This is a genomic window from Sulfurovum sp. MH2-6, from assembly GCF_058374785.1.
In genome coordinates this window covers 974,827-999,476 of the sequence record NZ_CM178170.1, presented here as the reverse complement: position 1 = coordinate 999,476, position 24,650 = coordinate 974,827, and the positions used below count along the sequence as shown (strand labels likewise).

The 24,650-nt window shown below is 38.0% G+C and carries 20 protein-coding genes, 2 tRNA genes and 1 pseudogene; 13 read left to right on the top strand and 10 right to left on the bottom strand.

The window, feature by feature from the left end; all coding sequences use genetic code 11:
* Positions 1–40 precede the first annotated feature (40 nt).
* From AC4JOV_RS05040 to AC4JOV_RS05000, 9 genes are all read left to right on the top strand, one after another.
* Complete coding sequence (locus tag AC4JOV_RS05040) at positions 41–1,180, top strand: FtsW/RodA/SpoVE family cell cycle protein (protein WP_229936235.1); 1,140 nt, start codon at positions 41–43, stop codon at positions 1,178–1,180.
* 4 nt (positions 1,181–1,184) lie between these two features.
* A tRNA-Ile gene (locus AC4JOV_RS05035) sits at positions 1,185–1,261 on the top strand.
* A gap of 210 nt (positions 1,262–1,471) precedes the next feature.
* On the top strand, positions 1,472–3,049 hold the full coding sequence (locus AC4JOV_RS05030) for a HipA domain-containing protein (protein WP_229936236.1): 1,578 nt from the start codon (positions 1,472–1,474) through the stop codon (positions 3,047–3,049).
* Between the two features lie 27 nt (positions 3,050–3,076).
* Positions 3,077–3,150 (top strand) — tRNA-Ile (locus tag AC4JOV_RS05025).
* Positions 3,151–3,323: 173 nt separating this feature from the next.
* Positions 3,324–3,983 carry a hypothetical protein gene (locus AC4JOV_RS05020; RefSeq protein WP_229936237.1) on the top strand — a complete coding sequence of 220 codons (660 nt, stop codon included), beginning with the start codon at positions 3,324–3,326 and terminating at the stop codon, positions 3,981–3,983.
* 237 nt (positions 3,984–4,220) lie between these two features.
* On the top strand, positions 4,221–4,658 hold the full coding sequence (locus tag AC4JOV_RS05015; RefSeq protein WP_229936238.1) for a hypothetical protein: 438 nt from the start codon (positions 4,221–4,223) through the stop codon (positions 4,656–4,658).
* Between the two features lie 151 nt (positions 4,659–4,809).
* The gene (locus tag AC4JOV_RS05010; RefSeq protein WP_229936239.1) at positions 4,810–5,412 is read left to right on the top strand and encodes a hypothetical protein; all 603 of its coding nucleotides are present in this window, start codon (positions 4,810–4,812) and stop codon (positions 5,410–5,412) included.
* Between the two features lie 23 nt (positions 5,413–5,435).
* Positions 5,436–5,723: a hypothetical protein gene (locus AC4JOV_RS05005; RefSeq protein WP_229936240.1), complete on the top strand. Its 288-nt coding sequence runs from the start codon at positions 5,436–5,438 to the stop codon at positions 5,721–5,723.
* Between the two features lie 293 nt (positions 5,724–6,016).
* The gene (locus AC4JOV_RS05000; RefSeq protein ID WP_229936241.1) at positions 6,017–6,649 is read left to right on the top strand and encodes a class I SAM-dependent methyltransferase; all 633 of its coding nucleotides are present in this window, start codon (positions 6,017–6,019) and stop codon (positions 6,647–6,649) included.
* 96 nt (positions 6,650–6,745) lie between these two features.
* On the opposite strand, the gene AC4JOV_RS04995 is transcribed toward AC4JOV_RS05000, so the two are convergent.
* Both AC4JOV_RS04995 and AC4JOV_RS04990 read right to left on the bottom strand, forming a co-directional pair.
* Positions 6,746–7,624, bottom strand: coding sequence for a DUF6997 domain-containing protein (locus tag AC4JOV_RS04995; RefSeq protein WP_229936242.1), 879 nt, complete (start codon positions 7,622–7,624; stop codon positions 6,746–6,748).
* 150 nt (positions 7,625–7,774) lie between these two features.
* Positions 7,775–12,571, bottom strand: coding sequence for a RecQ family ATP-dependent DNA helicase (locus AC4JOV_RS04990; protein ID WP_229936243.1), 4,797 nt, complete (start codon positions 12,569–12,571; stop codon positions 7,775–7,777).
* Positions 12,572–12,953: 382 nt separating this feature from the next.
* Here AC4JOV_RS04990 and AC4JOV_RS04985 point away from each other — a divergent pair, with 382 nt between their 5' ends.
* Positions 12,954–13,916: an IS30 family transposase gene (locus AC4JOV_RS04985; protein WP_229935945.1), complete on the top strand. Its 963-nt coding sequence runs from the start codon at positions 12,954–12,956 to the stop codon at positions 13,914–13,916.
* A gap of 60 nt (positions 13,917–13,976) precedes the next feature.
* On the opposite strand, the gene AC4JOV_RS04980 is transcribed toward AC4JOV_RS04985, so the two are convergent.
* The 8 genes from AC4JOV_RS04980 to AC4JOV_RS04945 form a co-directional block, all read right to left on the bottom strand.
* On the bottom strand, positions 13,977–15,026 hold the full coding sequence (locus AC4JOV_RS04980) for a hypothetical protein (protein ID WP_229936244.1): 1,050 nt from the start codon (positions 15,024–15,026) through the stop codon (positions 13,977–13,979).
* A 382-nt stretch (positions 15,027–15,408) separates the two neighbouring features.
* The gene (locus tag AC4JOV_RS04975; protein ID WP_256444084.1) at positions 15,409–15,534 is read right to left on the bottom strand and encodes a hypothetical protein; all 126 of its coding nucleotides are present in this window, start codon (positions 15,532–15,534) and stop codon (positions 15,409–15,411) included.
* Between the two features lie 116 nt (positions 15,535–15,650).
* Positions 15,651–16,832, bottom strand: coding sequence for a type II toxin-antitoxin system HipA family toxin (locus AC4JOV_RS04970; protein ID WP_229936245.1), 1,182 nt, complete (start codon positions 16,830–16,832; stop codon positions 15,651–15,653).
* Positions 16,816–17,064, bottom strand: coding sequence for a helix-turn-helix domain-containing protein (locus AC4JOV_RS04965; protein WP_229936246.1), 249 nt, complete (start codon positions 17,062–17,064; stop codon positions 16,816–16,818). Before AC4JOV_RS04965 ends, AC4JOV_RS04970 begins: the two co-directional genes overlap by 17 nt.
* Positions 17,065–17,487: 423 nt before the next feature.
* Positions 17,488–17,925, bottom strand: a complete 438-nt coding sequence (locus tag AC4JOV_RS04960) for a ubiquitination-like system serine protease family protein (protein ID WP_229936247.1) — start codon at positions 17,923–17,925, stop codon at positions 17,488–17,490.
* Positions 17,912–19,114, bottom strand: a complete 1,203-nt coding sequence (locus AC4JOV_RS04955; RefSeq protein WP_491522192.1) for a ThiF family adenylyltransferase — start codon at positions 19,112–19,114, stop codon at positions 17,912–17,914. Before AC4JOV_RS04955 ends, AC4JOV_RS04960 begins: the two co-directional genes overlap by 14 nt.
* Positions 19,086–19,670: a multiubiquitin domain-containing protein gene (locus AC4JOV_RS04950; protein WP_229936249.1), complete on the bottom strand. Its 585-nt coding sequence runs from the start codon at positions 19,668–19,670 to the stop codon at positions 19,086–19,088. The genes AC4JOV_RS04955 and AC4JOV_RS04950 overlap by 29 nt, the downstream gene beginning before the upstream one ends.
* Positions 19,671–19,850: 180 nt before the next feature.
* Positions 19,851–20,930 carry a WYL domain-containing protein gene (locus tag AC4JOV_RS04945; RefSeq protein WP_229936250.1) on the bottom strand — a complete coding sequence of 360 codons (1,080 nt, stop codon included), beginning with the start codon at positions 20,928–20,930 and terminating at the stop codon, positions 19,851–19,853.
* Positions 20,931–21,192: 262 nt separating this feature from the next.
* Between AC4JOV_RS04945 and AC4JOV_RS04940 the strand changes: the two are divergent.
* The 3 genes and pseudogenes from AC4JOV_RS04940 to AC4JOV_RS04930 all read left to right on the top strand — a co-directional run.
* Positions 21,193–21,282, top strand: a pseudogene (locus tag AC4JOV_RS04940) (nuclease); the annotation flags it as partial.
* Between the two features lie 393 nt (positions 21,283–21,675).
* The gene (locus AC4JOV_RS04935; protein WP_229936251.1) at positions 21,676–23,511 is read left to right on the top strand and encodes a C1 family peptidase; all 1,836 of its coding nucleotides are present in this window, start codon (positions 21,676–21,678) and stop codon (positions 23,509–23,511) included.
* A gap of 413 nt (positions 23,512–23,924) precedes the next feature.
* The gene (locus AC4JOV_RS04930) at positions 23,925–24,572 is read left to right on the top strand and encodes a DNA/RNA non-specific endonuclease (protein ID WP_229936252.1); all 648 of its coding nucleotides are present in this window, start codon (positions 23,925–23,927) and stop codon (positions 24,570–24,572) included.
* Positions 24,573–24,650: the final 78 nt, after the last annotated feature.

Genomic DNA, 24,650 nt, shown 5'->3' with positions numbered 1-24,650 from the left:
CACTTTTTTTGATATAATACCCAAAAAATGAAGGCGCAGGATGGAGCATTGGTTTGACTTTGACAAACGTATCTTTAAACACTTTAACTATCTTTTAATCCTCCAGCTGATTCCCCTTCTTGTGATCTCCTCTTACCTGGTCAATGAGATCAACCCCTACCTCTTCACCAAACAGATGGTCTACTATGCCATTGGTGGGATAGCATTTTTTGTATCGCTATTTTTCCCATGGCGCCAGATACTATGGTGGTTTGTCCCCCTCTTCTATGTCGGGAACCTCGGATTGCTTCTGGCAGTCGAGTTTGTCGGGAAGTCCATCCTGGGTGCTACACGCTGGATAGAGATCCCGGGGATCGGTATCACCATACAGCCCTCAGAGTTTATGAAAGTATCGGTGATCATGACACTGGCCTACCTTATCCACAAAACCCCTCCGCCGGAGAAGGGGTACGGACTGTTGAAGTTTATCCTGCTCTCTATCGTGATCATTATCCCCTTCCTCCTCATCGCCAAAGAACCTGATCTGGGGACGGCACTGGTACTGCTGATCACCGGTTATGGTGTACTCTTTGTCGTGGGGATCAACTGGAAGATCTGGTTCACGATCTTTATCATCGCCGGTTTCAGTGCACCTGTCGCCTATGAATATGGACTAAAAGACTATCAGAAGAAGCGTATCCAGGATGCACTCAACAAACCCAGCTACCAGGTAAGACAGGCACTTATTGCGATCGGTTCAGGCGGGATCGAAGGGAAATCCAAAGATGAAGCGACCCAGACCCAGCTTGACTTTCTGCCTGTAGCCTCTACGGACTTTATCTTTGCCTATCTGGGAGAGAGATTCGGCTTCAAAGGGATGATGGCTGTGATCGGTCTCTATATCCTCCTCATCTTCAACCTGCTCTATATCTCGGCCAAATACGCCAAGGATTACCTCATCAGGACCTTTGCATCCGGACTGGCATTTCTCTTTTTTGTCTATATGGGAGTAAACATCTATATGATCATCGGACTCGCCCCTGTCGTGGGACTTCCGCTCCCGATGTTCAGCCATGGAGGGACCTCATTTATCATTTTTGCAGTAATTTTCGGAATCCTTCAAAACTTAATTGCATTTAAAGACTACAGTCGCTATAATTCTGACTCGAAAATCACAATGCAACGCAAAGATTTTCACTAACCAAGGGTCTTTAGCTCAGCTGGTTAGAGCACTCGGCTCATAACCGAGTGGTCCGGGGTTCGAGTCCCCGAGGACCCACCACCTATTTATTTCCCCTAAAACCATAGAGATTCCATATATTTTTTATCCGTCGTTTTACCTGTTATATATTTCAGTACTCTTCACATAAAATAAATCTTAAAAAAATATTAAATTATACAAATTGGCGTGAATGGCGTAATTTATGCTAAAATTAAATAAAAATAAATATAAACTATTTGGCATGAATGGCACAAATAGAAGGGATTGTAAATGGACGCAAAGTTGACACAGAATGAAGAATCTATATTACACGCCTTTGAAAAGCACATAGAACTGAAGGTAAGAGAGGTAGAAGAGATCACCGGCATTCCTAAAAGAACGATTCAGCGTATACTTCCAAATCTGGTTAAAAAAGGGATGTTACAGGCACATGGATCTACAAGAGACCGTTATTATACAAGGGTGTATGGCATAGATCTACCACAGAATGTTTTGGTTGTCTTCTATAATGGAAAGCTTACGGGAGAGTTAGAATACGGGAATGGGGAGTACCGTTTTATATACAATAAAAAATACACTGGTCCAGAGCTTCCTGGATTAAAAAAAGATGAAATCAGTACTTGGTTTTCACTCTTTACTGTTTTCGAGAATCTCATCCCCGAAAATGAAAGAAGGGAGAAGCTGCTCTTTGGTAAAAATGATATTGCGGAAATACTTCCGGAATTGAACAATGCACATGGTGCTTTCGACTTTATATCTAAAGAGGAACTCTATAAATATAAAAGTGATTATGGCAACAGGCCTAATTGGATGGTAGTGAAACAAGCTATCCTTGGGGAAAATGGCTTTCCTAATGTATTGGAACTGACGGTAGATATCGAGGATGCGATTCTCGACTCAGTTGGAAATACAGAGCATTCCAATCTTAGTGGTTATCAAACAAAAATTGATATTGATATAGATTGGAAGAACCATATTCTTAGAGAGTCAAAAGATGCGCATTATTTGCTAAAGCCAAGAAACAAACACCTCACAGACTACTTTGGAAATAAGGATGGTACCGAAAAACAATACTATCCATATATTGCGCTCAACGAGCATCTCTTTATGAGCTTTGCGAAGAATGAACTTGCCTTTAATGTCCCCTATACAGGGATTATTAAAGCGGACAAAGATTTTCATTATGTTGCTAAACGCTACGACAGGTATGATACGTATAAGTATGACCAAATGGACTTTGCTCAGCTAATAGGAGTTACCAGCAAGGATAAATATAAAAGTGGGAGCGATATACTCTTCAAGAAGATCAATGAAGTATTAACCAATAAAGAAGAAAAAATGGAAGCATTGAGATTCTATTATTATAGTTATCTTATCAAACATGCAGATCTACATTTAAAAAATATAGGTGCGCTTAATATTGGTCAGAATAAGTTTATTCTTACACCTCTGTATGATGTTATATCAGTTGGTTTTTACAAAGGTGATTGTGATGACCTTGGGCTTCCTTTTATAGACCCACCCAAGAAACCTGTTAACTGGAAAATGGATGACTTCTATACGTTGGGGAAATACCTGGGGCTCACAAAAGCAGATATCAAAAAAAAGAGTAGAGATATGACTGAGATCTATATAAAAAAGATGCCGGAGTATATAGAACGAATTCAAGAATTGGAGGAACAATATAATCTACAGATGCAAAAGACACGAAAGGGCTGCATATCGATAACAAAACGGCTGATGAACCTTTATGATCAAAAAATCATTTCACTTAAAAAGCTTGGAGTATTAGAGGAGCTATCACTACTAGAGATGGCTGGAGGCCCTTTAGGATGCCAAAAAGCGTAGTACTGTACTGCAAAATATATCAGCTAAGGGTCTTTAGCTCAGCTGGTTAGAGCACTCGGCTCATAACCAAGTGGTCCGGGGTTCGAGTCCCCGAGGACCCCGCCACCCACAAATCCTCTTAATACATACTTTCATAAAAAACTACATTTAATAGATTGAACAGATATTGCCTGCTATTTATTATGTGCTAAATTTCATGATTTTCATTATATAAAACAAAGTCAATTCATAATAGAATAACAACCTAATGATTTATTAATAAAAGGGGAGAATCATGAAATTTAAGATCTATTTTTTGATCATTTTATCTGTATTATTTACTGGTTGTGTAAGTAAAAAAAATGTGAAAATGAAAGACAGCACCGCTATGCAAATGAAAGGAAAGACACTTGTTGCGACTGTGAGTGAAAAGCCTGACTTTTCAGCGATGACAGCGGAAAAAGCAGTATTTGGTATAATTGGTGCAGCTGCTATGATCGGTGACGGAAACAGAATCGTTAAAGAAAATGATGTGGAGGATCCGGCACGATATATCGGGGAAAAACTTGCAAATGATCTAAAGAATAAAAGATCAATAAAAGTTGCTTCTGTTGCAAACATAGAAGAATCAGATGATATCAATGAATTGGCAAATAAATATAATAAAAATGATTATATTTTAGATGTTAGAACTATCAATTGGAGTTTTATATATTTTCCTACAGACTGGGATAATTATCAGGTTATGTATGCATCCAAATTACGTTTAATTGATGTAAAAAACAAGAGAATGATCGCTGAAGGATTCTGTCAAAATGAACCGGAAGAGCAAACTGAGAATTCTCCATCATATGATCAATTAGTAGCAGATCAAGCAAAAGTGCTAAAAAAAGAGCTTCAAAAAAAATCTGATAAGTGTATCCAGGAGTTCCGAGGAAACATCCTAAATATATAAATATCCTAATGTTAAATCATAAAGTCAATCATACAAACTGACAATAATTTTTAAATCGCTTCAAAGCCCTTATGTTAAGGGCTTTTTCTATTTCACATTTTCGTTCGAGTCACCCGATGACCCACCATCAAACTATTCGATATAATTTATTTATCACGATAGAAGTTACATGTTTGTCATTTTGAGAAATATCCAAAAATTGCTTAAAATGACAACTATATAGAAATAGGGGCGTCTATGAAGGTAGAACATGAACTCTTTGAGTTGATGCTCGATACCAGGGGTTATCAGCAAAAGAGCTTTTTCAGACTATGCCAAAATCCCCCCTACTACACCGTAACCGGATGGAAAAAATCGGGAAAAGTTCCTGCCTACGCACTTGTACTGCTTAAAAATATGCCTTTCACCAAAACGGTTACAGCCAAGCAGCTTATCGATGCCGGTGTATCAAGAGCGATCTTCTGGAACAATGACCTTTCCAAAGCAGTACCAAGCGATATTTTCATTGTCTCTACGCTCAGACGGGCGTATAATGACTTTATCATCGACAAGTTCATCGAATTTTTTGGAGAAAAGAATGTACTGGCTGTACTCATAAAACACAAAGGCAAACTTTCAGATAAACTCATAGACAGCATCACAAACCATATCCATACTTCTTTGGCTTCTGCATGATCAACCGGCAAAATTAACCAGAAAACGAACAATACCTCTCCTCTCACGTCATTCCCGACCCGATTGGGAATCCAATTGTTGATGACTCAGTTATTCACCTCCACAGAACAATAGTTGCATATCACCAGTAAATTAGCTTCAAGGGAAAAGAATGACGATAGACGTCAATGTGGAAAATACGACAGAAGATTTTTTAGAGGAGTTGGATGAGATCATTGAAGATACGATGATCCAGATGTTTTTTCTCCAGCCCAAAAACGAAGAGGAACTGGAAAAAGCAAAAGAGGATGCAGAAGAGTACAGTGCGCTCTTTTATGCAGCACCGTTAAGCCTCAAAGATGAGACCGATGCAAACTGTATCGGTTACCGTATCCAGTCAGCTTCACAGCTGCAAGATCTTCCACAGCTTGATAAACCGCTCTTTATAGATGAATCGATCATCTATGATGAAACAGTTGCACTCCTGAAAGAGCGTAAAGAAGAAGGCATTATCCTGAATGCAACAGATACCTACGATTCGCTTGAAAACTTTTTTGTCGCACTGGGGGCTGGAAACATCGACCGTTTCGATACAGAGGCTTTGGCTTCTCTCTCTATGGATAAGATAGTCTTTCAAAGCGGTTTTCCGACACATGATTTTGACGGACTCTATACCACAGCCAAAAAGATCTCCGCTGCACTTTTCCGCCCCGAAGAGAGTATCGTAGCACGTGCAACCAAACATACGTTGCAGCTGACCGGATTTAAAAAGTAAAGATCACACCTAAAAGGAGTACCATGCAAACCAAAAAGCACCCAAAAGTCGTCTTGCTAAAAGGAAACGGTCCCATCACGGTCAACAGTGAAATGATGGAGCTCATTACCATTACCCTCTCACACGGCCTGATCGGTTTACCCCTCAAATCTCTGCGCGCCCAGAGGGTGTATATCGTAAAGGATATGGAGAGGTTTTGGGACGTCCATAAAGAGATCAAAGAGAAACCCTGCTGCTTTCTGTACAGCTATGAAAAATTGGAAGAAGAGGATTTGAACCTTATCAAAGCAGAAGATATCAGTTTTATTTAATAAAATTGATATTGATTCCTCGCATTCCACCTCAAAAGAGAGATTGTGAAAGAACATCAAAAATAGGTGTTCGTCATTCCGAACTTGATTCAGAATCCCCTAAATTTTGATGTTACTCGATGAAACCCTGAATCAAGTTCAGGATGACAGTGATAAAAACAGTAGTTCTTTCACAATCTCAAGAGAGCTGGCACGAGTGAGTCCCACACCCCATTCATTCTAACAATTTATCCTATTGTAAGGATAAGGAAGGGGAAGGGGTCTATCATTGTTTTTAATGCTAAAATAAATTTATGAAAGCCATACAAGAGAAACTTGCATCCACGATTCACCACTATGAAAATAATGCAGATGGATTTATCGCTTCATATGAGTCTGCAGATATGTCTACGCTGCATCGGACTATCGTTGATCATCTTGATAAAAGCTCAAAGCTCTTAGACATCGGTTTCGGTTCCGGGAGAGACCTGGCTTTTCTAAGAGAAAACGGCTTTGATATCTGGGGAGCAGATCCGTCAGAGAAGTTTGTCGCTCATGCACAAAGACGTTTTCCGGATATCTCCAACCACTTCTTCACTACAGCATTACCAAACCTTGAACTACCAAGTGATCTCAAACGGTCGTTTGATGAGATTCTCCTCATCGCAGTATGGATGCACCTACCCCAAAGCACCTATGAAGATGCGATCAGATCTCTCTGCAGTTTTTTAAAACCCGGTGGTACCCTTATACTCAGCTACAGCATCACACAAAGAGACGAAAAGAGTGAACGGTATTTTGAAGATATAGATAGAGAGCTACTTCAAAATCTTTTCAAAAAACACAACTGCCATCTCACCGCATCCCATACAAACAGTGATGGACTCAATGAGAGAGATATCACATGGGTTACAGAGGTCTATACATACAATAAAGAAGTATCATGAAACCTATTTTTACTATCCAGAAGCATGCTGCGACTACTCAAGTCTTGGGTTATCCCAAAAGGCAGACAGAGTTTGCCAAATCAATACATCTCTTTTTTAAAAAATTTTTCTATATTCACTTGCAGAAACCACTTCAACAGTATCAAACAGATCATCCTTAAAAGAGATTTCAAGTAGACGATACGTTTCCTTGTTTTCGGTAGTTGTAATATCTATAAAAACCGTTCTTATTGGTTTATCCTCTTCAATAATGGAGCGCAAATATATCAATGGGTAGTAGAGTTGTAGAAGAGAAAAGTTTTTGAAAGGTTTGTCCCCTGTTTTTGCTTCAAATATAATGATCTCATCTTGGTTTTCAAGCACAAGATCGATCTCAAACTGAAATCCGGAATTGATAGATTTGCTTCCTTTACTTGTATTGAACTGTAAGGGATTGGTTATTTTTATTTTCCCAAACTGACCATAAAGCAATCGTTTATGGCTTCTCGTTTGAATCTCATGCTCAAATACAGAAAGTCCGCTATCGTCAAGAAAATGGTTGATATAGCCAAGTGCGATGGCTTTATTCAAGTATGCATTTTCATTTCTCTGAAACTTTGCCTTAAGTGTAGCAGGAACATAACTCTCTATAGGATCAATCTTGCCAGTATCGATCTTGTCAAAATCGGTACGATCCAGATCAAAAAAAACATCGCCTTTATAAAAAAAGAATTCTGCCTGCCCTGCTCTCACAGGCACCATGTTATTTTCTCGGAAATATTCAGGAATATCTTTGAGATAATAGACAGGTATCCATTGCCCGGGTTTCCCCTTGCCAAGATCAGCAGCACTGAAATTTGAACGGTTTGTATTGAAGGGATTATGCAAAGTATCATTAGGTAAAAAAGTCTGACCCGATACCAGAAAATCCTCAAAGAATCCCGGTGATTCAAACTCAATGATCTTTTGAACTTCCTCCCAATCTTTCTGTGCCATTAACTATATCCTTTCTTTGTATCTCTAAATATTTATATTATCATTATCACCTGACACACTATCCTCTACGTCATTCTCAACCCGCACCCCAAGGGCATTTCCTACGGGCATCGGGAATCTAGTTTAGAACTCTTAGACTTTAAGATCGCCTTATCTCTTCAAAACAATCTTACACAAGGGTTGAGTAGTGAGTTTCTCTTTACTCTTCCATACCACTACAAAATCGATAATCGCACTATCTATCTTATACCCTTGAGTAAAATAGCCCATTACCTTCTGATGAAAACCTTGTGACAAACACCCGATACTTTTATTCCTAGAAGTGATACACAGCGTAGTATGTTTTTCTCTATTTTCCAACTTCACATTTGAACCCGCAATCAGAGTAAAGTCATTAAAGTGGTGATACCCCATATAGCCCAAGTTTATATCACTTAAACCCATCACCAGCGTAATCACTTTCTGTTCTTGAGGATACTCATTGGTATCATAGTGGTATACAGCGAATGCTTTTTTCTCAAAGTTTTCACTCCCATGGCGTAAAATAGTCAGTTCATTCTTCGCACGCGTCATACCTACGTAGTAGAGACGCATATCCTCATCTGTCCTCGGCGTAGCATTGACCAAGACAATTACTTTGTCAAACTCCATCCCTTTTGATTTATGGATAGTAGATACCGTGATGGACCTTCCATACTCTTCAAACTCTTCTAGTTTCATTTCATCCAGGTAAGCAAGCCATTGAGAGACATAGTATTCGTTGCTTTCCAGTAAAAACCGATCAATAATCTTTCGTAAAAGTATCAGGTTTTTAGAGCCTTGAAACTTTGATTCGACCACCTTCAATGCTTCAGCAAAGATCTCCTCAGTATAGAATGTTTCATGTTCGAGCATGGCATTAATCGTTTTATCAAATTCAACAACTTCAACCATACTGTTTAAAAGGAACTTCTCACGATCAATGATAAACCGTGCACCTATCCCAGCTTCTTCCAAAAGTGAATAGAGCTGCATCACCTCATCGTTGGTATAGGCCAGTAGTGCGATATTCTGTTTATGCTCATACCTTTGAACCAGTTTAACGGCAGGAGAGATCAGATTTGGAGAGCGACACGTTTGAACCTTTACGATACCGTTTTCGTTCGAATATGCTTGAAGAGGGTGCTGCTTGTATCTGCTTTTGACCTTTGAGATAAAGTCGTTGGAATAATTTACAATGGATTGCGTACTTCTAAAATTGGTAAGAAGTTCATACTGAGTATATAGGTGATTTCCCTCTTCATCGTTACCAAACTCTTTTTCAAACTCTTCGATATAATGGACATCTGCTCCCGCATGGCCCATAATACACTGATCGTCATCACCCACAGCGATGATCCTCATATCCTTATCATTGGCATGATAGATCGCTTTAACAAGTTCAAAACTCTCACTGTTAATATCCTGAAACTCATCAAGCACCAATACGCTTTTATAGGGTAAAGAGATATCACCGCTTTGTATCTGCTTTGTTGCCTCTACTATAGACTGTTTAAGCAGATCATCGTTATCTTTGATAACCCTACCTATGAGTTTGAGTGCATAGGCATGAAACGTACTAATCTCAATATCATAGGAGAGTGCGCCAATAAGTTGATTAAGCCTGCTTCTGAATTCACCGGCCGCAGTACGCGAAAAGGTCAGCATCATAAACTGCTCGGGCTTGATATCTTCAGTGAGGATCAAAGAGGCAATCTTATGCAAAAGGGTCTTCGTCTTTCCACTCCCCGGACCGGCAAGGATCATCATCGCTTTACTACTTCTATCCTCCATAATCTTTTTTTGTTCTTCAGACATCTTTTTAAATATCTTCTCATACCTATGCTCGGAGATAGGGCGCGTGATCTTCTCTTTGAGCAGGTTATATTTTTTCTTGAACTTCTCATAGGAAAGAATAAAATAGTCTTTGAGAAACATACCGGCTTGATAATTGTCTTGCTGCAACCTTTTTGCATACTCCCCCATAATATGGATCGACTCTGTCTTCGTAATATAATGTTTGGCAAGTCGTATCTCATACTCTTTAGGGGTATATTTCCGTTTTATACGTGTTTTTTCTTCTTTATGTATCTGCATTGGGGAGTAGCTGATAAAACGGCCGTTGAGTAGTTCAACGATATGCAGGTAATGGAGGTAAAGTAGTGTTTTATCTATCTCTTTAAGTGTAAACTCCTCACCAACCTCTTTACGTAAAGAAAGCAAAGAAAAGTCTATCGTTTTCTCTTTTTGGTTCCCCTCTATCTCATTGGTAAAGGTCGTTAATATCTTTTGTGCAATACTATGTCTGTTCTCAATCTTCTTTAGAAGTTTTTGTTCATCGTGAAACTCGAAATACCACAGGTCATTCTGTCTACTAATACGCTTGAACAGAAACGTCGATTTATCTCTCCAGTTTCGTAATAGATCCTTAATCAGAGTTGCCCCATTCTTATGGATGATCTTCTCTTGATAGAGGTATTCACTGAGCTCTTTGATCGTCACTTGATTACCGGGTAATGAACGTAAATATGCAAACAGTTTCTCTTCAATTTCCTGTACTTCAGCAAATAGTTTCAAAGCTCCTTTGTTGATCTTGAGACTCAAGTCTTTACTATCACCTAAAAGTTCCATCTCTTTGAGCTTTTGAATGGTGTAACCGATTTCATTTTTGGGGTATCCCAACAGGTAGGCCAGCTCATCCACCTGAACCACACCCGTCTTACCCCGACCCAAAATAGTCTGCATGACGAGTGTAAACCTCTGCTTCACCTCTTCGCTGTAAGAGGAGCGATCCAGAATCTCATGAAGCTTTTGCATACTTCCAGCAGCTACAGAGTCAGCGAAATAACGGGTTTTATTCCGTTTTCTACTGATATATCCCTCTCTTTCCAGTTCCAAGAGTGCAGTTTTGATCTTAGTCGCATAATCATTGGATTCATCCTCCACATCCCATCCTGCTTCGGCCGCAATCTCAAATGCCGTTTTGCTGATCACATCACCTTTTGATCTTTTAAGTACCCTGAAAATAGAATTGATCTCACTGGCAGTGATCTTTGAGCGGTTCAATGTATCAAAATGTTTATCTAAGTCATTTTCATCATAAAGAATTGGACAAAAGGCCTCAAGGTTTTGATCCCTGGCTCCCCTACCCGCTTCCTGGGCATAGTTTTCCAAGGAGTCTGACATCTCATAATGAATGACATTGGTAATATTGGCCTTATCCACACCCATACCAAATGCCGTAGTCGCCACGATCACATCGATTTCATCTAGGATGTAGTCCTTTAATATCTTCATCTTCACTTCGGATTCGAGCTTGGAGTGGAAGGATCGGACAATCTTATCCGTATCCATGCCCAACTTCTCCGCAACACTATCACACTCTTTGGTGGAGGATGGGATATAAACAAGCGTAGAGCCGGGATGCTCACTGATCAGTTTTACAAGCTCGGTATATTTGTCCTTCTTACCTGAAGGGATAGATTTATAGCGGAGATTCTTACGCTGTGGGATAGCGATATACTCATCTAGTTCTATATCCATCCCCTCTTTAAAATAGGTTTTGATGTCATTGATCACGCTTGGCTTTGCCGTAGCGGTAAAGCAAGAGATAGGGATATGGTCTTGAAAGTTTTTGGCTGCTATCAATTCTTTGACATACTCACATATATAGTAGTAGTCCTGTCTGAAGTCGTTACCCCATGTTGAAAGGCAGTGCGCTTCATCCACGACAAACCGTTCAATCAACCTGTTTTTGAGTATGTTAAATATCATGTTTGAGCGTAAGGACTCAGGAGCCAGGTACAACACATCTGCTTCACCATTGACAACCTGCTCAATAGCTTCAGCTCTCTCCAACGGGCTCATATAACCACTGATGGCTACTGCATTATAGTTGGCTGCTGCTGCATTAAAACTGTTGATATGGTCTTCGATCAGTGCCTGAAGCGGGGAGATCACAATAGTTAATCCTTTATAGGACTTTGCCTTGATGATTGCGGGCAGCCAGAAGGTAAACGTCTTTCCTCCTCCCGTCGGTAAAACTGTCAGAAAAGAGTCATCACGCAGTGCCGCTTCAACAATCTCACGCTGAGAAATCTCCTGTGAACCAAATATTGTGGGGTTAAGCTTGGGGAAAAACCTAAATGTTCCAAATCCAAAAACCTCTTTAGCGAATGCACTCAAACTCTTATTGCTTTGCTTTACGTTAAAACAGAGATTCTTCTGTAGTTCAACGATATTCGGGTAGGCATATAAAATCCTCGGTGGATGCGATTTTATTTCGATATGGGGAGTAAGCAGTGCCAAGATATAGGCCAGCTCTACGGGATGATTCTCTATCATTTCATGCAAGTACTTTGGGTTTGCAATGACGGTACTATAGTGATCCGTAATGATACGGTAAATCGTAGTATGGGGGATAAGATCAAAAGAGTAAGACTCTTGCATAAAGAGGAAAAACCCCTTGAAGTAACTGTCTTCTTTTAATAAGGTAAAAAAGATATTTTGCAACGCTCGATCTAGTGAGAGAAACCTCTCTTCAAGTTTTTCAAGCAAAGAAGCGGTAATCTTAGAGTCCTCTACAGGATCATTTTTAAAGTCGTCTTCTCCCTTATAGTTTTTGGGGAGTGCATGGACACTTTTTTCATTAAAAAGCAGTAGAGAAAGTGCAAGCGTATCGATCACCTCAAAGTCTTTTAACTCGGAGTATAATGTCGTGTTTTTGAGTACCTCTAGATCAAACTCTACAAAGTTATGTCCGCAAATGTACTTTGCGTTATGACAAAGTTTGATAAAGTTGCTTGTCTCTTTGATACCCGGGGTATTATGTGTATGGTTTTTATAGACCATACCAAGTTCATTGATCTTTCTGGTTTTCGTATCTACCTCAAGATCCAAAAAAATGACATTGTTATACGTCTTTTGCAAAAACTCTTCCTCATTCCAGATATACTACAAACTAAGTTATTTTAGCATATGTTTTGTCAAATGCTTAAAGAAGGAGGATAGGTGACGATGTCACTTCAATAGTCCGGAATTTCCGGACAACTCACTTTAAATTATCATAGTGTAATACTGAGGTGTCTCTATGCGTGCTTTTCTTGGCATACATTTCCCTTTTTTCTATATGCCTAATTCCCTATTGTATCTTTGGAATATTTATACTATCACTATCACCTGACCCCTATGTTCTTAAAAAAACTTAATCCCGAATTTAAATCCAAAGTGCAATTTTTTGTAATTTTGAGATTTGAAGAGGTTAGATGCTAAAATCAAACTTCCAAATCCGACCAAAGATAAAGGAAGTAAAATGTCGTATAAACATCTAACCCTGAAGGAAAGATACCTGATTAATGCTTATAGAAATACAAAGACACAAAAAGAGATTGCTAAAATTGTTGGAGTACATCCCTCAACCATATCAAGAGAGTTAAAAAGAGGTAGAGGGAAAATAGGGAAAGAGTACTGGGTGATAGCTTCACATAACAGAGCAACAGAAGTACAGATAGAGAAGTCAAAAAAAGCGAATCTAAAGCTAACAAAAGAGACAAAAGAACTGATCAAAAAATACCTCAAAAAAGAGTTCTCCCCAGAGCAGATTGCAGCCACATTGGAGATGAAGCATAGTATCTCTGTCAGCTATGTAACTATCTACACATATATTCATGTAGATAAGCTAGGTAATGGTACACTGCATACCCACCTGAGACAACAAGGCAGAAGACGGAAGAAGTATGGACAATCACGGAAGAACCGTATCAAAGAGAGGGTTTCCATAGAAGAGAGACCCTCCCTTGTTGATGATAAAGTAAGGGTAGGAGACTTTGAAGCAGATACCATTATAGGTAAAGGAAGACAAGGAGCTATTGTCACTATTGTAGATAGAAAATCAATGTATCTAAAACTCTCTTTGCCCGTAAACAAAAGGTCACATGTTGTGGCTAATGAGATGGTTCGATTACTTGCTCCTTTCAAGAAAAAGGTGCATACGATCACTACGGATAATGGATTGGAGTTTGCCGGGCATAGAACCATCTCTAAAAAACTAAAGTGTGACTACTACTTCTGTCATCCTTACAGTTCTTGGGAGAGAGGATTGAATGAAAATATCAATGGATTGATCAGGCAATATATCCCTAAAGGTAGCAGCTTTGAACATCTGACCCAAAAAGAGATCAGAAGAATTGAAAATAGACTCAATCATAGACCTAGAAAATCTCTAGGTTGGAGAACTCCTTATGAGGTATTTCATGAAAATTTGAAAGTTTCATAGGAGGTTTTAGATAGAATTTTTAGAGGCGAAATTGCACTATGAATTTAAATGTGGGATACTTTATAGTACCGTATAAATTTTATCTCTATGCAACCAAATTTGTGTAGAATTTTTATCCATTTGAGGACGTATAAAACTACTTTCTTTTGATTCAATAATCTTTGCTTTTTGAAATATAGGTCTTTTTCCAATAATCCAAACACCATACATACTTTTTAAAGTAAAGTTCTCATCACACTCATACCCCAATCTTTTGTAAGTTTTTAATCTATTGCATTCATCTTTATCTAAAACTAGCTCATCATAAGTTTTCACTCCAACATTTAGTAGCATTACAGCTCTTTCTGTAAAAAATGCAGATGCTAAAAAAAATAGTAGAAATACAGCTATACTAAAAATGTATATAGTAAAAGTTATATTTGATTTTTTTTGGGGAAATAACATATGATAGAAATAAGGTAAAGCAAAAAGTATAAAAGGGATAAGAAAAATTGCAACAATCATTTCATAATCAAATCTATTTGTAATCAGTGACAACATTGTTAAAACTACCAATGCGAAATAAGGGAAAATAAAATCAAAAGACATTACACTATGTGAACCATCTTTGAAAAACTTATCTTTTGCGTAAGTATCTATTTCTCCTTTGTATATAAATAAAAATATAATAATGAAAAAACTAATAAATGTTATAATCTCTTTTGATATGGCTACTAATATGAAAATGATCCAAAAAGCAATACTCCTTAATACTCCTGACACCAACAGTTTTGGCACTTCTTTTTTATCTTTTAATTTTTTTAAAACTATATAAATATAGACTGAAGATATAATTGAGACAGCACTTAACCCTCCAATCACCACCAAAAAATTTAATGATGTAGTCAAAATAGTAAGAGTATCCAAAGGCTGTTGAGATATACTATTCATACTAAAATACCTATAAAGTATGAAACTACCGACAATAAGACCAATTGCAGTAGCTATTGCAATAATCTCTTTTATAGAAGAGAATAGTTCCTTATTCTCTTCTAATAACCTTACAGCCCCATTTTTTGTGTTATCTTTATTTTTTCTCTTATAATAAGAGATGTTTTCTTTTTTATCCATAGAACTCCCCCCCCTTTTTGAGAAAAGTATATTCAAATATTGAATAATATTGTAAAAACATGTCAAATTGTAATATTTAACTGGATAATTAAGGGGTTAACTTATTCAAGGCAATAAATAACTATCGAAGAAAGGGAAGAAAGGGGTCAGGTGACAATGATAACTCATTGTCTACTTCCTCTTTTGATGACGACATATACAGCTGGTTGTGATATATTCAATACTTTAGCGATCATATGCTGAGAATATCCTTCCCGGTACGCTTTGAGAATAAGAGTGTTTCTCTCTTTCTTGTCTTTTACTTTTGAAAGTATCTTTCTTAATGTCTCTTCATCAGGTCTATTATCTATATTATCATTATCACCTGACCCCTATTCTCTCTCTAGAAGCACATCAGCTCTTCAAAATACTCATAATCTTTTATATCTTTAAAAACCTCTCTTTGTTCTACGCCTCTGTTAATGACATGGTAGTAACCTGCTATCTCTATACGTGGTTTTCTAGGCATATGCTTCCCTTCCCCCTTCTTTCTAGGTTCAGTATAACATAAAATTAAAATGTTGTTATTGTCACCTGACCCCTATTCATCATGTTTTCGTTCGAGTCCACAATAATTAGTATTTATTAGTCTCTTTTGATGGGTCCGTATCCGAATGATTCTAGACCTTTATCCCATTCATCTAATAGACGATTAGCAAAAGGAATAATCTCTGGATGTTTTTCCATATAAGAGTGCATTGCTCTCGCTGCATCTTTTACAGCTTGAGCGCATTGATCGAATATATTTTCAATGTCTGATGGAGCTAGTTTGCATGTATTCTTTCCGAATCCTAAATACGTTTTTTTCTTCCACCATACCTTGCCACCACTCATATCAAGTGCAGGTAAGTCTTCATTGATATAAACCGTTGTACATACCACGTCATAGATAGGTGCAATTTCAGCATCAGTATAGTCTTCATCATATAGAATGGCATAGTTTTTAAGGTGACCATCGCCATTTCGTAGGAAATGATTCAACACCAACGCTTTAAACAATCTTTTGAGACTTTCATGACGTTTATGTGGTGCAGTGTTAGCTTTGAGAGCTTTTGCTAGATCTTCGTAACTCGCATAGTATTTATCATTAGTCCCTTTTGCTAGCAGCACACACCCATCTTCAAATCCAAGATAACTACCATCACTTTTCAAGTCAAATCGCTTCATAATAAACATTGATCTGTTTTCGGAAAGTTTGTAATCAGGAACTGGAAGATCAGCAAAACGAACTGCTTCCATACAGAAGAACTCATTAAAAGCAAGTTCAGGATATTCTTCACCCCATGATTTGACAATATACTCTTCAGTAGTAAGCGTATTTTTATCTTCAATTTGCATCAACATTTTCGGTTGAATACCGGATATTCCTGACCGTATTGCAAAGCGATTCATTAATTTTTCAAACAGTTCATGTGTATCATTTTTAAGTATATTGTCAAGTGTAATAGGCTCTTCATTATTACTTGGCAATCCATATTTTACACGCCCAATTACATATGGTCCTATTAGTTCAAGAAAGCCAAGATCATCCATATGTCGTATCTTTGCGAACCGCTCTTTTATTATCTCTTTAAGACTACCTTCCGGAAGGTTCATTTGAAATATTGGATGAAGATCTTTAGAAGTCCAACTTTCAAGACGTATTGGCATGGTTACAGAAACTGGTGTAATTGCATCAGGGTTATAAGAGTAGATATATTTTTCTCCTTCTTTGGCCAATATACCTGCCTCATCGGTGTTGGTATAGATATTAATATGTCTGTCCACTTTGTAGTTCCTCCAATGTTAATGGGCGGTTTTTTTCTCTCGCGACCATTTCAAGTCCAAACAGATCAAGTACCTCATTAACTTTTGTAATTCCAATTTCTTCAATAAAGCCATCTTCAATTCGTCGATATGTGTTAAGACTCAAGCCTGCATACTTGGCTGTTTCTGCTTGGCTCCATTTCTTTTTTTTACGATATTTAATAATAGTTTCGCTCAGTTGATGTAGACTCATTATTTATCCAAATTATTAATATATTGGATATTATAACAAATTTTTCAATAAATTATCAATATATTGGTTAAAAATATTATAAAATGGAGGATGATTATAAATTTATAAGGATTTCTACCGTGTTTTACAATCACTTTCTGATAAAAAAACTGTCAGTCAAATGGACAACCTACATTTATAAATTTGGATGGGGAATATCCTAACCAAAAATTTACAATATTCATATTGGGGAAATATAGGCATAACTTTGGATCTCCAAAGAGAAGCTATAATGGTGAGAATATCTGTGTAACTGGTTTAATTACAAAATATAAAGGAAAACCTCAAATAAAAGTTAGTGATATAAGTCAAATAAGATAAACATTCCTTAATGAATCTAAAGTAAATAAATCTTTATATAAAGGTATTACAATATAAGAGGGATTAATCCCTCTTAAACAATGACATGATTATATTCACAAACCAATTATTTTTTTGATGTTTTTCTTTTGGTTTGATTTTTTGTATACCCGTTTTATCTATTGTTGTATCACGCTCTATATTTCTGCTTTTTCTTGTTGCTTTGATTTGTTCATCGTTCCATTGAGAAGCCCAAATAATCTTATTTTTTTTAATAAAATAGTGAGATTGACATTTTAAACTCCAATTTCCTATCGATGGATTCAAAGAAACAGTTGTACCGTTGTAGATTAAACTCCATCCACTTGGAGCAAGTGGAGTAACCACTTTCTCCTTGCAGCCACAAGCACAAAGATGCGTTGCAGTTTCAAACTCTATTGAGATATAGAGCACATTCTCCTCAATCTGCCGAGGAATCGTCTCTACAAATTCAAAACTAATATGTTGGTTATCCTTCTTCATTTGTATAATCCTCATTTGATAGAGTCTCATCAGAGATGGCAAATACCTGGTTTAGAGACTTGTCAAAGTCGTGATAAAAACCTATGTGTTTTTTCCATTTCATAACGGCCATGATCGCTGCCAAAGCATTGAGCTCGGAAACTTGTATATTTTGCTGGTATTCATCTTCATCCTCTCTTTTTGCAGTAGAGACATGCTTATAAATGTGACCATAATTCTCTTCTATGCCCATTGTGGCTCTAATCTGCCCACGAAGCTGATTTGAGCTTTCAGTGGCTGTCACACCAATGCCTGTGTCTACAAATGGGATTTTCTTGGCGATCAGATAATCGAGTATGGTCTTTTTATCTTCCGAAGTATCCATGGATAGGAACACAAAACTTAAACTATCCAGCAAACTAAGATTGTTTTTGTCCAGCATAACATTATGCGCTATGATATTCTTATGCATATTCGAGTAGTTTTTTTTGTGGTAATCCACTTTACTTTCTCGTGCATTGAGCCTGGTATGTTCTGCAGCCCCAGGTGCTCTAAAGGCATTATGAAAATCGAAGATATCCCCGTCGTAAAGATTTATCTCCTGTACGGGTGTCTTAGCTACAAAATCAAGTATATAAGAACCCGTGCCACCAAGTCCTATGATACCGATCTTATGCCTCTTCAATCTTTCCGATATGGAAGTGATTCCTGCCCTTGTTGAATTTGTGTCCACATAGTGAAATACACTTTCTTCATAGGAGTCATGTAAAGGTCGGAAATGCTGAGCCGAAACAGATGGATCTATATTTTGCGCTGGAGCAACAAGCAACTTTATGTACTGTGAAAACTTATGATGAAAGTCTCTATATTTCTGCGCCGGTAATGGTTTAGTTGAAAACATAAATTGTGAAGTGTATTCACCACATCTTACATTTTTATTTTTACCATTTACAAAACTTCCTACATATGTTTTTCCATTTGCATCACAAGGATGTGAACCTGTGAAAAAAACTGTATGATCACGCTGTATAATCTTTTGCCCTTGTAGTGTATAAGGGGACATAAGGGCTCCAAATTGTACAGTTTTATTTGAATCAACGTATGGTATATCAACAATGACAATATGGCCATTGATGTGTCTTACATCATAACCATCTTTTATCAATCGTTCTATATCATCGTTATGAGCGATCAGTTTTATCAATTTCAAATCTCATTTTGTTTTTAACATCTATGACTTCCCCTTCTGTCATACTAGTATATTGACCGTCTGTTTTCTTATACTTGTAACCTACTGTATATGAAACTGCAGGTCTATTATCATAAGTTCCAAAAAACGTTATAATTGCTTCTTCAAATGAAATTGTTTTCTTATTCCATTCATATTCTTCACCGCTTATAAAAATACTAAAAGAACGGTGTTCTTCTTCACCGTTATCGCTACCAGCAATAATTGAAGAACTTTTCATTAGCGCGTTGAACTCATGAATTGCATTATCTAATGCCTCTCCTGAATTATAAGAGATACTTTTTCCTAACAAAAATCCATCATCATGTAATTCAAACGTATTGTCTACAATAATATATTTAGAATGGTCGTGAGAAATTTGTTTGACCTGCTCAATACTATTGCGTACACCTTCTTCGGTAACATAGGCTGTAGAACTAAAGATTGTAGTTCCATTGACTTCTAAATTCCAACTATATGGAGTATCGTTACCTTCAGCAACATATAATGCTATATAGCTCTTTTTTACATTTTGCATATTAACTCCTTAAATTAATTATGCTATTATTAGAAAGCTTTTTATTTAAGCTCGACTTAAGACCATTAGCATAGAGAGTTTATTAGCATGTTCTCTATGCTAAATAAAATTCTATCAAATACTATCGGGTTTCAAAAAACGGTTTGCAAATACCATTATATTTAGATGTATATATTAGTTTTATTTTAAATATTTTTTGACAATATCTGAGTTATCACCATAAGCTTCTTCACAGTTTTCTTTTAGTTTACCAATGTCAGCGAACTCTATATTATGATCTTCATTTAATGTCATAAATGAAGCTATCTTTACATAGTTTTTTAAACATTTAGGTGATTCAACAATAATATTTGGTTGATATGCTTGAATTATTAGTAGGACTTCAGCTGCATTAGAGACAAAGAGCTTAATAGTAGTATACCCTGGTTTTGTGTTACTAGATTTAATAAGCTTAATATTCTTACCCTCTTCAAAAAAAGGTAATTCAAAAAAAGATGGTTTTATATTCGAATGAAGATGTAGTATTACTTCTTGACTCAGATGAGTGTTAGGTGCATGAAAGGCATTAATTGCATATTTAGAAGTATTTAATAAGTTTGAATAATCCTTATTTAGATCTTTAAAACTCTCTCCAATCCAAATTTCACCAATTCTAGATAGTTTTGCATTCCATATTTTGCCATTCTCCTTGTCCTCACATTGTAAATACCAAAAATACTCTAAATTTATCAACTGAATAGGAAAGACCTCATAATAGTTGTCTTTAGCATATAAAAAGGTTATCTCATTTTTGTCATGTATGGCATTTTTTAACGTAGTAAATCTTTCTAATAGTTGTTCATCCTGATCCATTTTTAACATGGCTTGTATAGATGCATATCTTTCTTTATCTTTTATCTGTTTAGCTACGATATATTCTAGCTTTTCTAAAATATGTTTACCTTTGTTACCTAATTGTCTTAACTCTCCATAAACAAGATATTCTAGATACATAGATTTTGGATCACTACTTTTGCTCAAAAACCCGGTATTACTTTGAAAACCTTTTTTTATAGGAGAATTATTTTTATAATGAAATTTTAAAACTGCTTGTACTTCACGTCTGATTCTATCAATTTGTCCTTCAACCCATTTGTGATCATCTTTTTCAGACTGTAAAAGTCCCCTTAGAGAAGAAAGTGCTACGCGCCCTGTCGAATTTAGTTCATTTATTACATCTGGTATATAATATAATAAATTTATTGGATCTTGTGTTCCCACTACCCTCTCCCGCATATAAAATTATATATCTTATGAAATATAATGATCTTTTATTATATTGTATACAAGTCAAGCAGCAACTTAATTATAGCTTACAACCTTACTAGAACATAAATTATGTTAACCAACATATAGAATCTAATAATTCAATTAATGTATTTAGTTCTATTTAATTTTGTTCCTTTCTTTTGCTTTTGCTCGGCATATATGGCTTTTCTGTTCCATTTATTCTTGTAAATGACAAAATAGAAACACCTGTCCAAAATGTGGAAGTGAACTTATTTTGAAAGTCGATAAACGGGGTATAAATAAAGGAAAAGAATTTTATGGTTGTAGTAGTTATCCTGAGTGAAGACACACTGCATTAGCCCAATCTATTTTATAAGTCTATTAGAAAAATTAACTTATGCAAAAAGTATTATCAAACTGTCAGTAGAATTGTCAGTAAAAAACGCCCATTATCTACTGACACTTAATTTTTAAATCGCCATAAAGCCCCTATTTTAGGTGATTTTGCTATTTTATTCTTTCATTCGAGTCCCCGAGGACCTACCACCCTAAAATTCTTACTTAATAATAAACATTCAGAAAATAAAATCAATGAAGTTATAGTGTAATTCTTGTCTTAAAATATTGAGATCACTCCGCCCTATTGAAATTTTCCTCTTTAAGTGATAGAATAAGTATAAGTTATAAGTTTTCCATAAGCGGTTTTACTCATGAGTCAGATATAAAAGGGGATATGATGGCTAACACAGACTATATCAAAAATGTCGAAGCGGACTTTCCGGATAACAGGGATTGGCTTTACCGGCCGAACCTACAGCAGCTCAAACCCTATGTTGATCCGCCTGCGATTCTCAAGATACGCAACCAGGGGCGTGAAGGGGCATGTACGGGGTTTGCTTTGGCAGCAGCGATTGACTATATCAAAAGATCTTCCGGCAAACCGAAATTCAAGGCGAGTGCCCGTATGCTGTATGAGATGGCAAAACGTCACGATGAGTGGCCCAAAGAGGACTATGAAGGTTCTTCACTGCGGGGTGCCATACAGGGTTGGAAGAACAACGGTGTCTGTAGCGAAGCGTCATGGCCCTACGACACCAGCCCCGGTAAGAAAGGGGAGCTTACCGTAGAGAAAGCGAAAGAGGCACGCCAAAATACCATCGGTGCCTACTACCGCATACGTCCGGTACTCTCTGACTTCCACTCTGCTATCTGTGAGATAGGCGTCATTGTGGTCTCTGCCAAGGTCCATAAAAACTGGGACAACCCCACTGACGGTGTGATCGCGTATGAAAGCGGGATGGAGAAGAGCGGCGGTCATGCCTTTGCCATCGTGGGGTACAATGATAAGGGATTCTGGGTACAGAACTCCTGGGGAACCAAATGGGGGCGTAACGGTCTCGCACTCTGGCTCTATGAGGACTGGATAGAAAATGTCATGGATGCCTGGGGATTCCGGCTGGCGCTTCCTACACCCCAGGTTTTCGGAAAACTTCCGCTCTCATCGAAACTGGTAAGAAGCGACCATAAGGAGATTGTCGCCAAACCGGCGGTAAACAGGGATGAGATCGCCGGGCATTTTGTCCATATCGATGACGGTAGATTTGCCAAACCCGACAAGTACTGGAGCGACAGCAATGATGTGAAGATCTCTGCAGAGCATGTGGCAGAGAGCGACTATGAACATATCCTCTTTTACGGTCACGGGGGACTCAACAGTCCGAAAGATTCGGCCAGAAGAATCCTGGCGATGAAAGAGACCTTTAAGAAAAACGGCATATACCCCTACCATATCATGTATGACACCGGCATCATCGAAGAGCTCAAGGACCTGCTCTTTCATAAAGGGAAGCGGTCCGATGAGATCGCAGGCGGCTTTACCGACTGGACGGACACGATACTGGAGCACCTCCTCTCTGTACCGGGTACACTGCTCTGGGATGAGATGAAAAAAGATGCCAAAGTCGCTTTCAAAGCACGGGGAGCGGGGAAAGAGTCCGTCCTCTGTTTTCTGGAGGCACTGAAACAACTCTCGACCAACAAAAAGAAGAAGATACACATCGTAGGGCACAGTACGGGGGCCGTTCTCTTTGCCCACTTTTTGAGGGCATTCAGCGACCATAAGATCACGATCGAGAGCGTCTCGCTGATGGCACCTGCATGTAACCTCTCCCTTTACAACAAGTCCTACCTCCCGATACTGCAAAACAAAAAGAGTCTCAAGGTCAAGAAGATGTTCATCTACAACCTCAACGAAAAGCTTGAACGTGATGACAATGTCGCGGGTATCTACAGAAAATCCCTGCTCTATCTTGTATCCAATGCCTTTGAATCAGGTAAGAAGCCGAGGGTAGAGAGCGCTGAGATCCTGGGGATGGAGAAGTACTCCAAGCAGATAGAGACGGCAAACAACAAACCTGTCATCTACTACTCCAACGGACAGGCAGGCAGAGAGACCCAGTCTACTTCCCACGGAGGGTTTGACAACGATCCGGTCACCATGAACAGTATACTGAAAACCATTTTGGGCAAAAAACCGGAGGTGGAGTTCACCAAAGAGATCCTTAACTATTGAGCTGAAAAGAGAGGGATCTTTCGCGTCGATTCCATGCGTAACCATGTACCAAAACAGAGGGTTGGATGCCTTTAATTGATTTCCCTTTTTATCTATATGAGGCGGTGTTTCTCTCTTCATTTTTTTCTCAAAGAGAGTGATGACTTCGTCACCGCTACGCTTCACTAAGAGAAAAAACGAAGCGCCCTGACCGAAGGGAGTCTTCGTTCCACTCCTTCTGCCTGCAGTGGTGCATTCTGCACATCAAGTTTGCCTTCGCGGCTCACTGCGTTCGACACGCTCGGTTCCGACCCTATAAACGACCTTGTGCTTGCACTCTCTGTGAGAAACTATTGTCATTTGCTTAACGCTTCTCATCCATAAACACTGAAACCTGTCTTAAATCTAATAAAGTTGAAGATAAAATCCCGCTCATGAAAATCCTATTATCCCTTCTCGTATCCGTTACCTCTCTCTTTTCTACCGAAATATCTGATTTTATCAACAGAGACAACTGTGACCAGGTGGTCAATAAAGCGGTCTACTCCGTCTGTTATGACTATCACCATAAAGGTGCAACCTATGTCGCTTATCTCCTCGACGGGGAGCTGGTCAACAGGGCCAATATCAAAAAAAGAGGCAGCTTTTATACCGAAAAAAATATCCCTAAACGATACAGAAGTTACCCCAAAGACTACAGAAACAGCGGCTATGACAGAGGTCATCTGGCAAGCGATGCCTCCTTTGACCATGATCAGAAAGCGATGAGAAAAACCTACTCGATGGCGAATATCATTCCCCAATCTCCCCTGGTCAACAGAAGACTTTGGAGCAAGGCGGAAAAATATGAAAGGTATATTGCTTCCAAGCTGGGCAAGGTTACCGTCATCAATGGCGTGAGATATGCCAAAAATGCAAAAAGGATCGGGAAAAACCGGATATCTGTTCCCGACGGATTCTGGAAGATGATCTATAACGATGCCAAACAGTTCAAGAAGTGCTTTTACTACACCAATGATCTTGAGATTGATACCAGGAAAGACACACTGAGACATCATCAGGTCGACTGCAGTAAACTATAGCGTTACAGCTTGTCTCATGACGTTTATCCTCATGCAGTAAACCAAAAATAGAACGAAGAGCAGTAAGATTATTCAGTA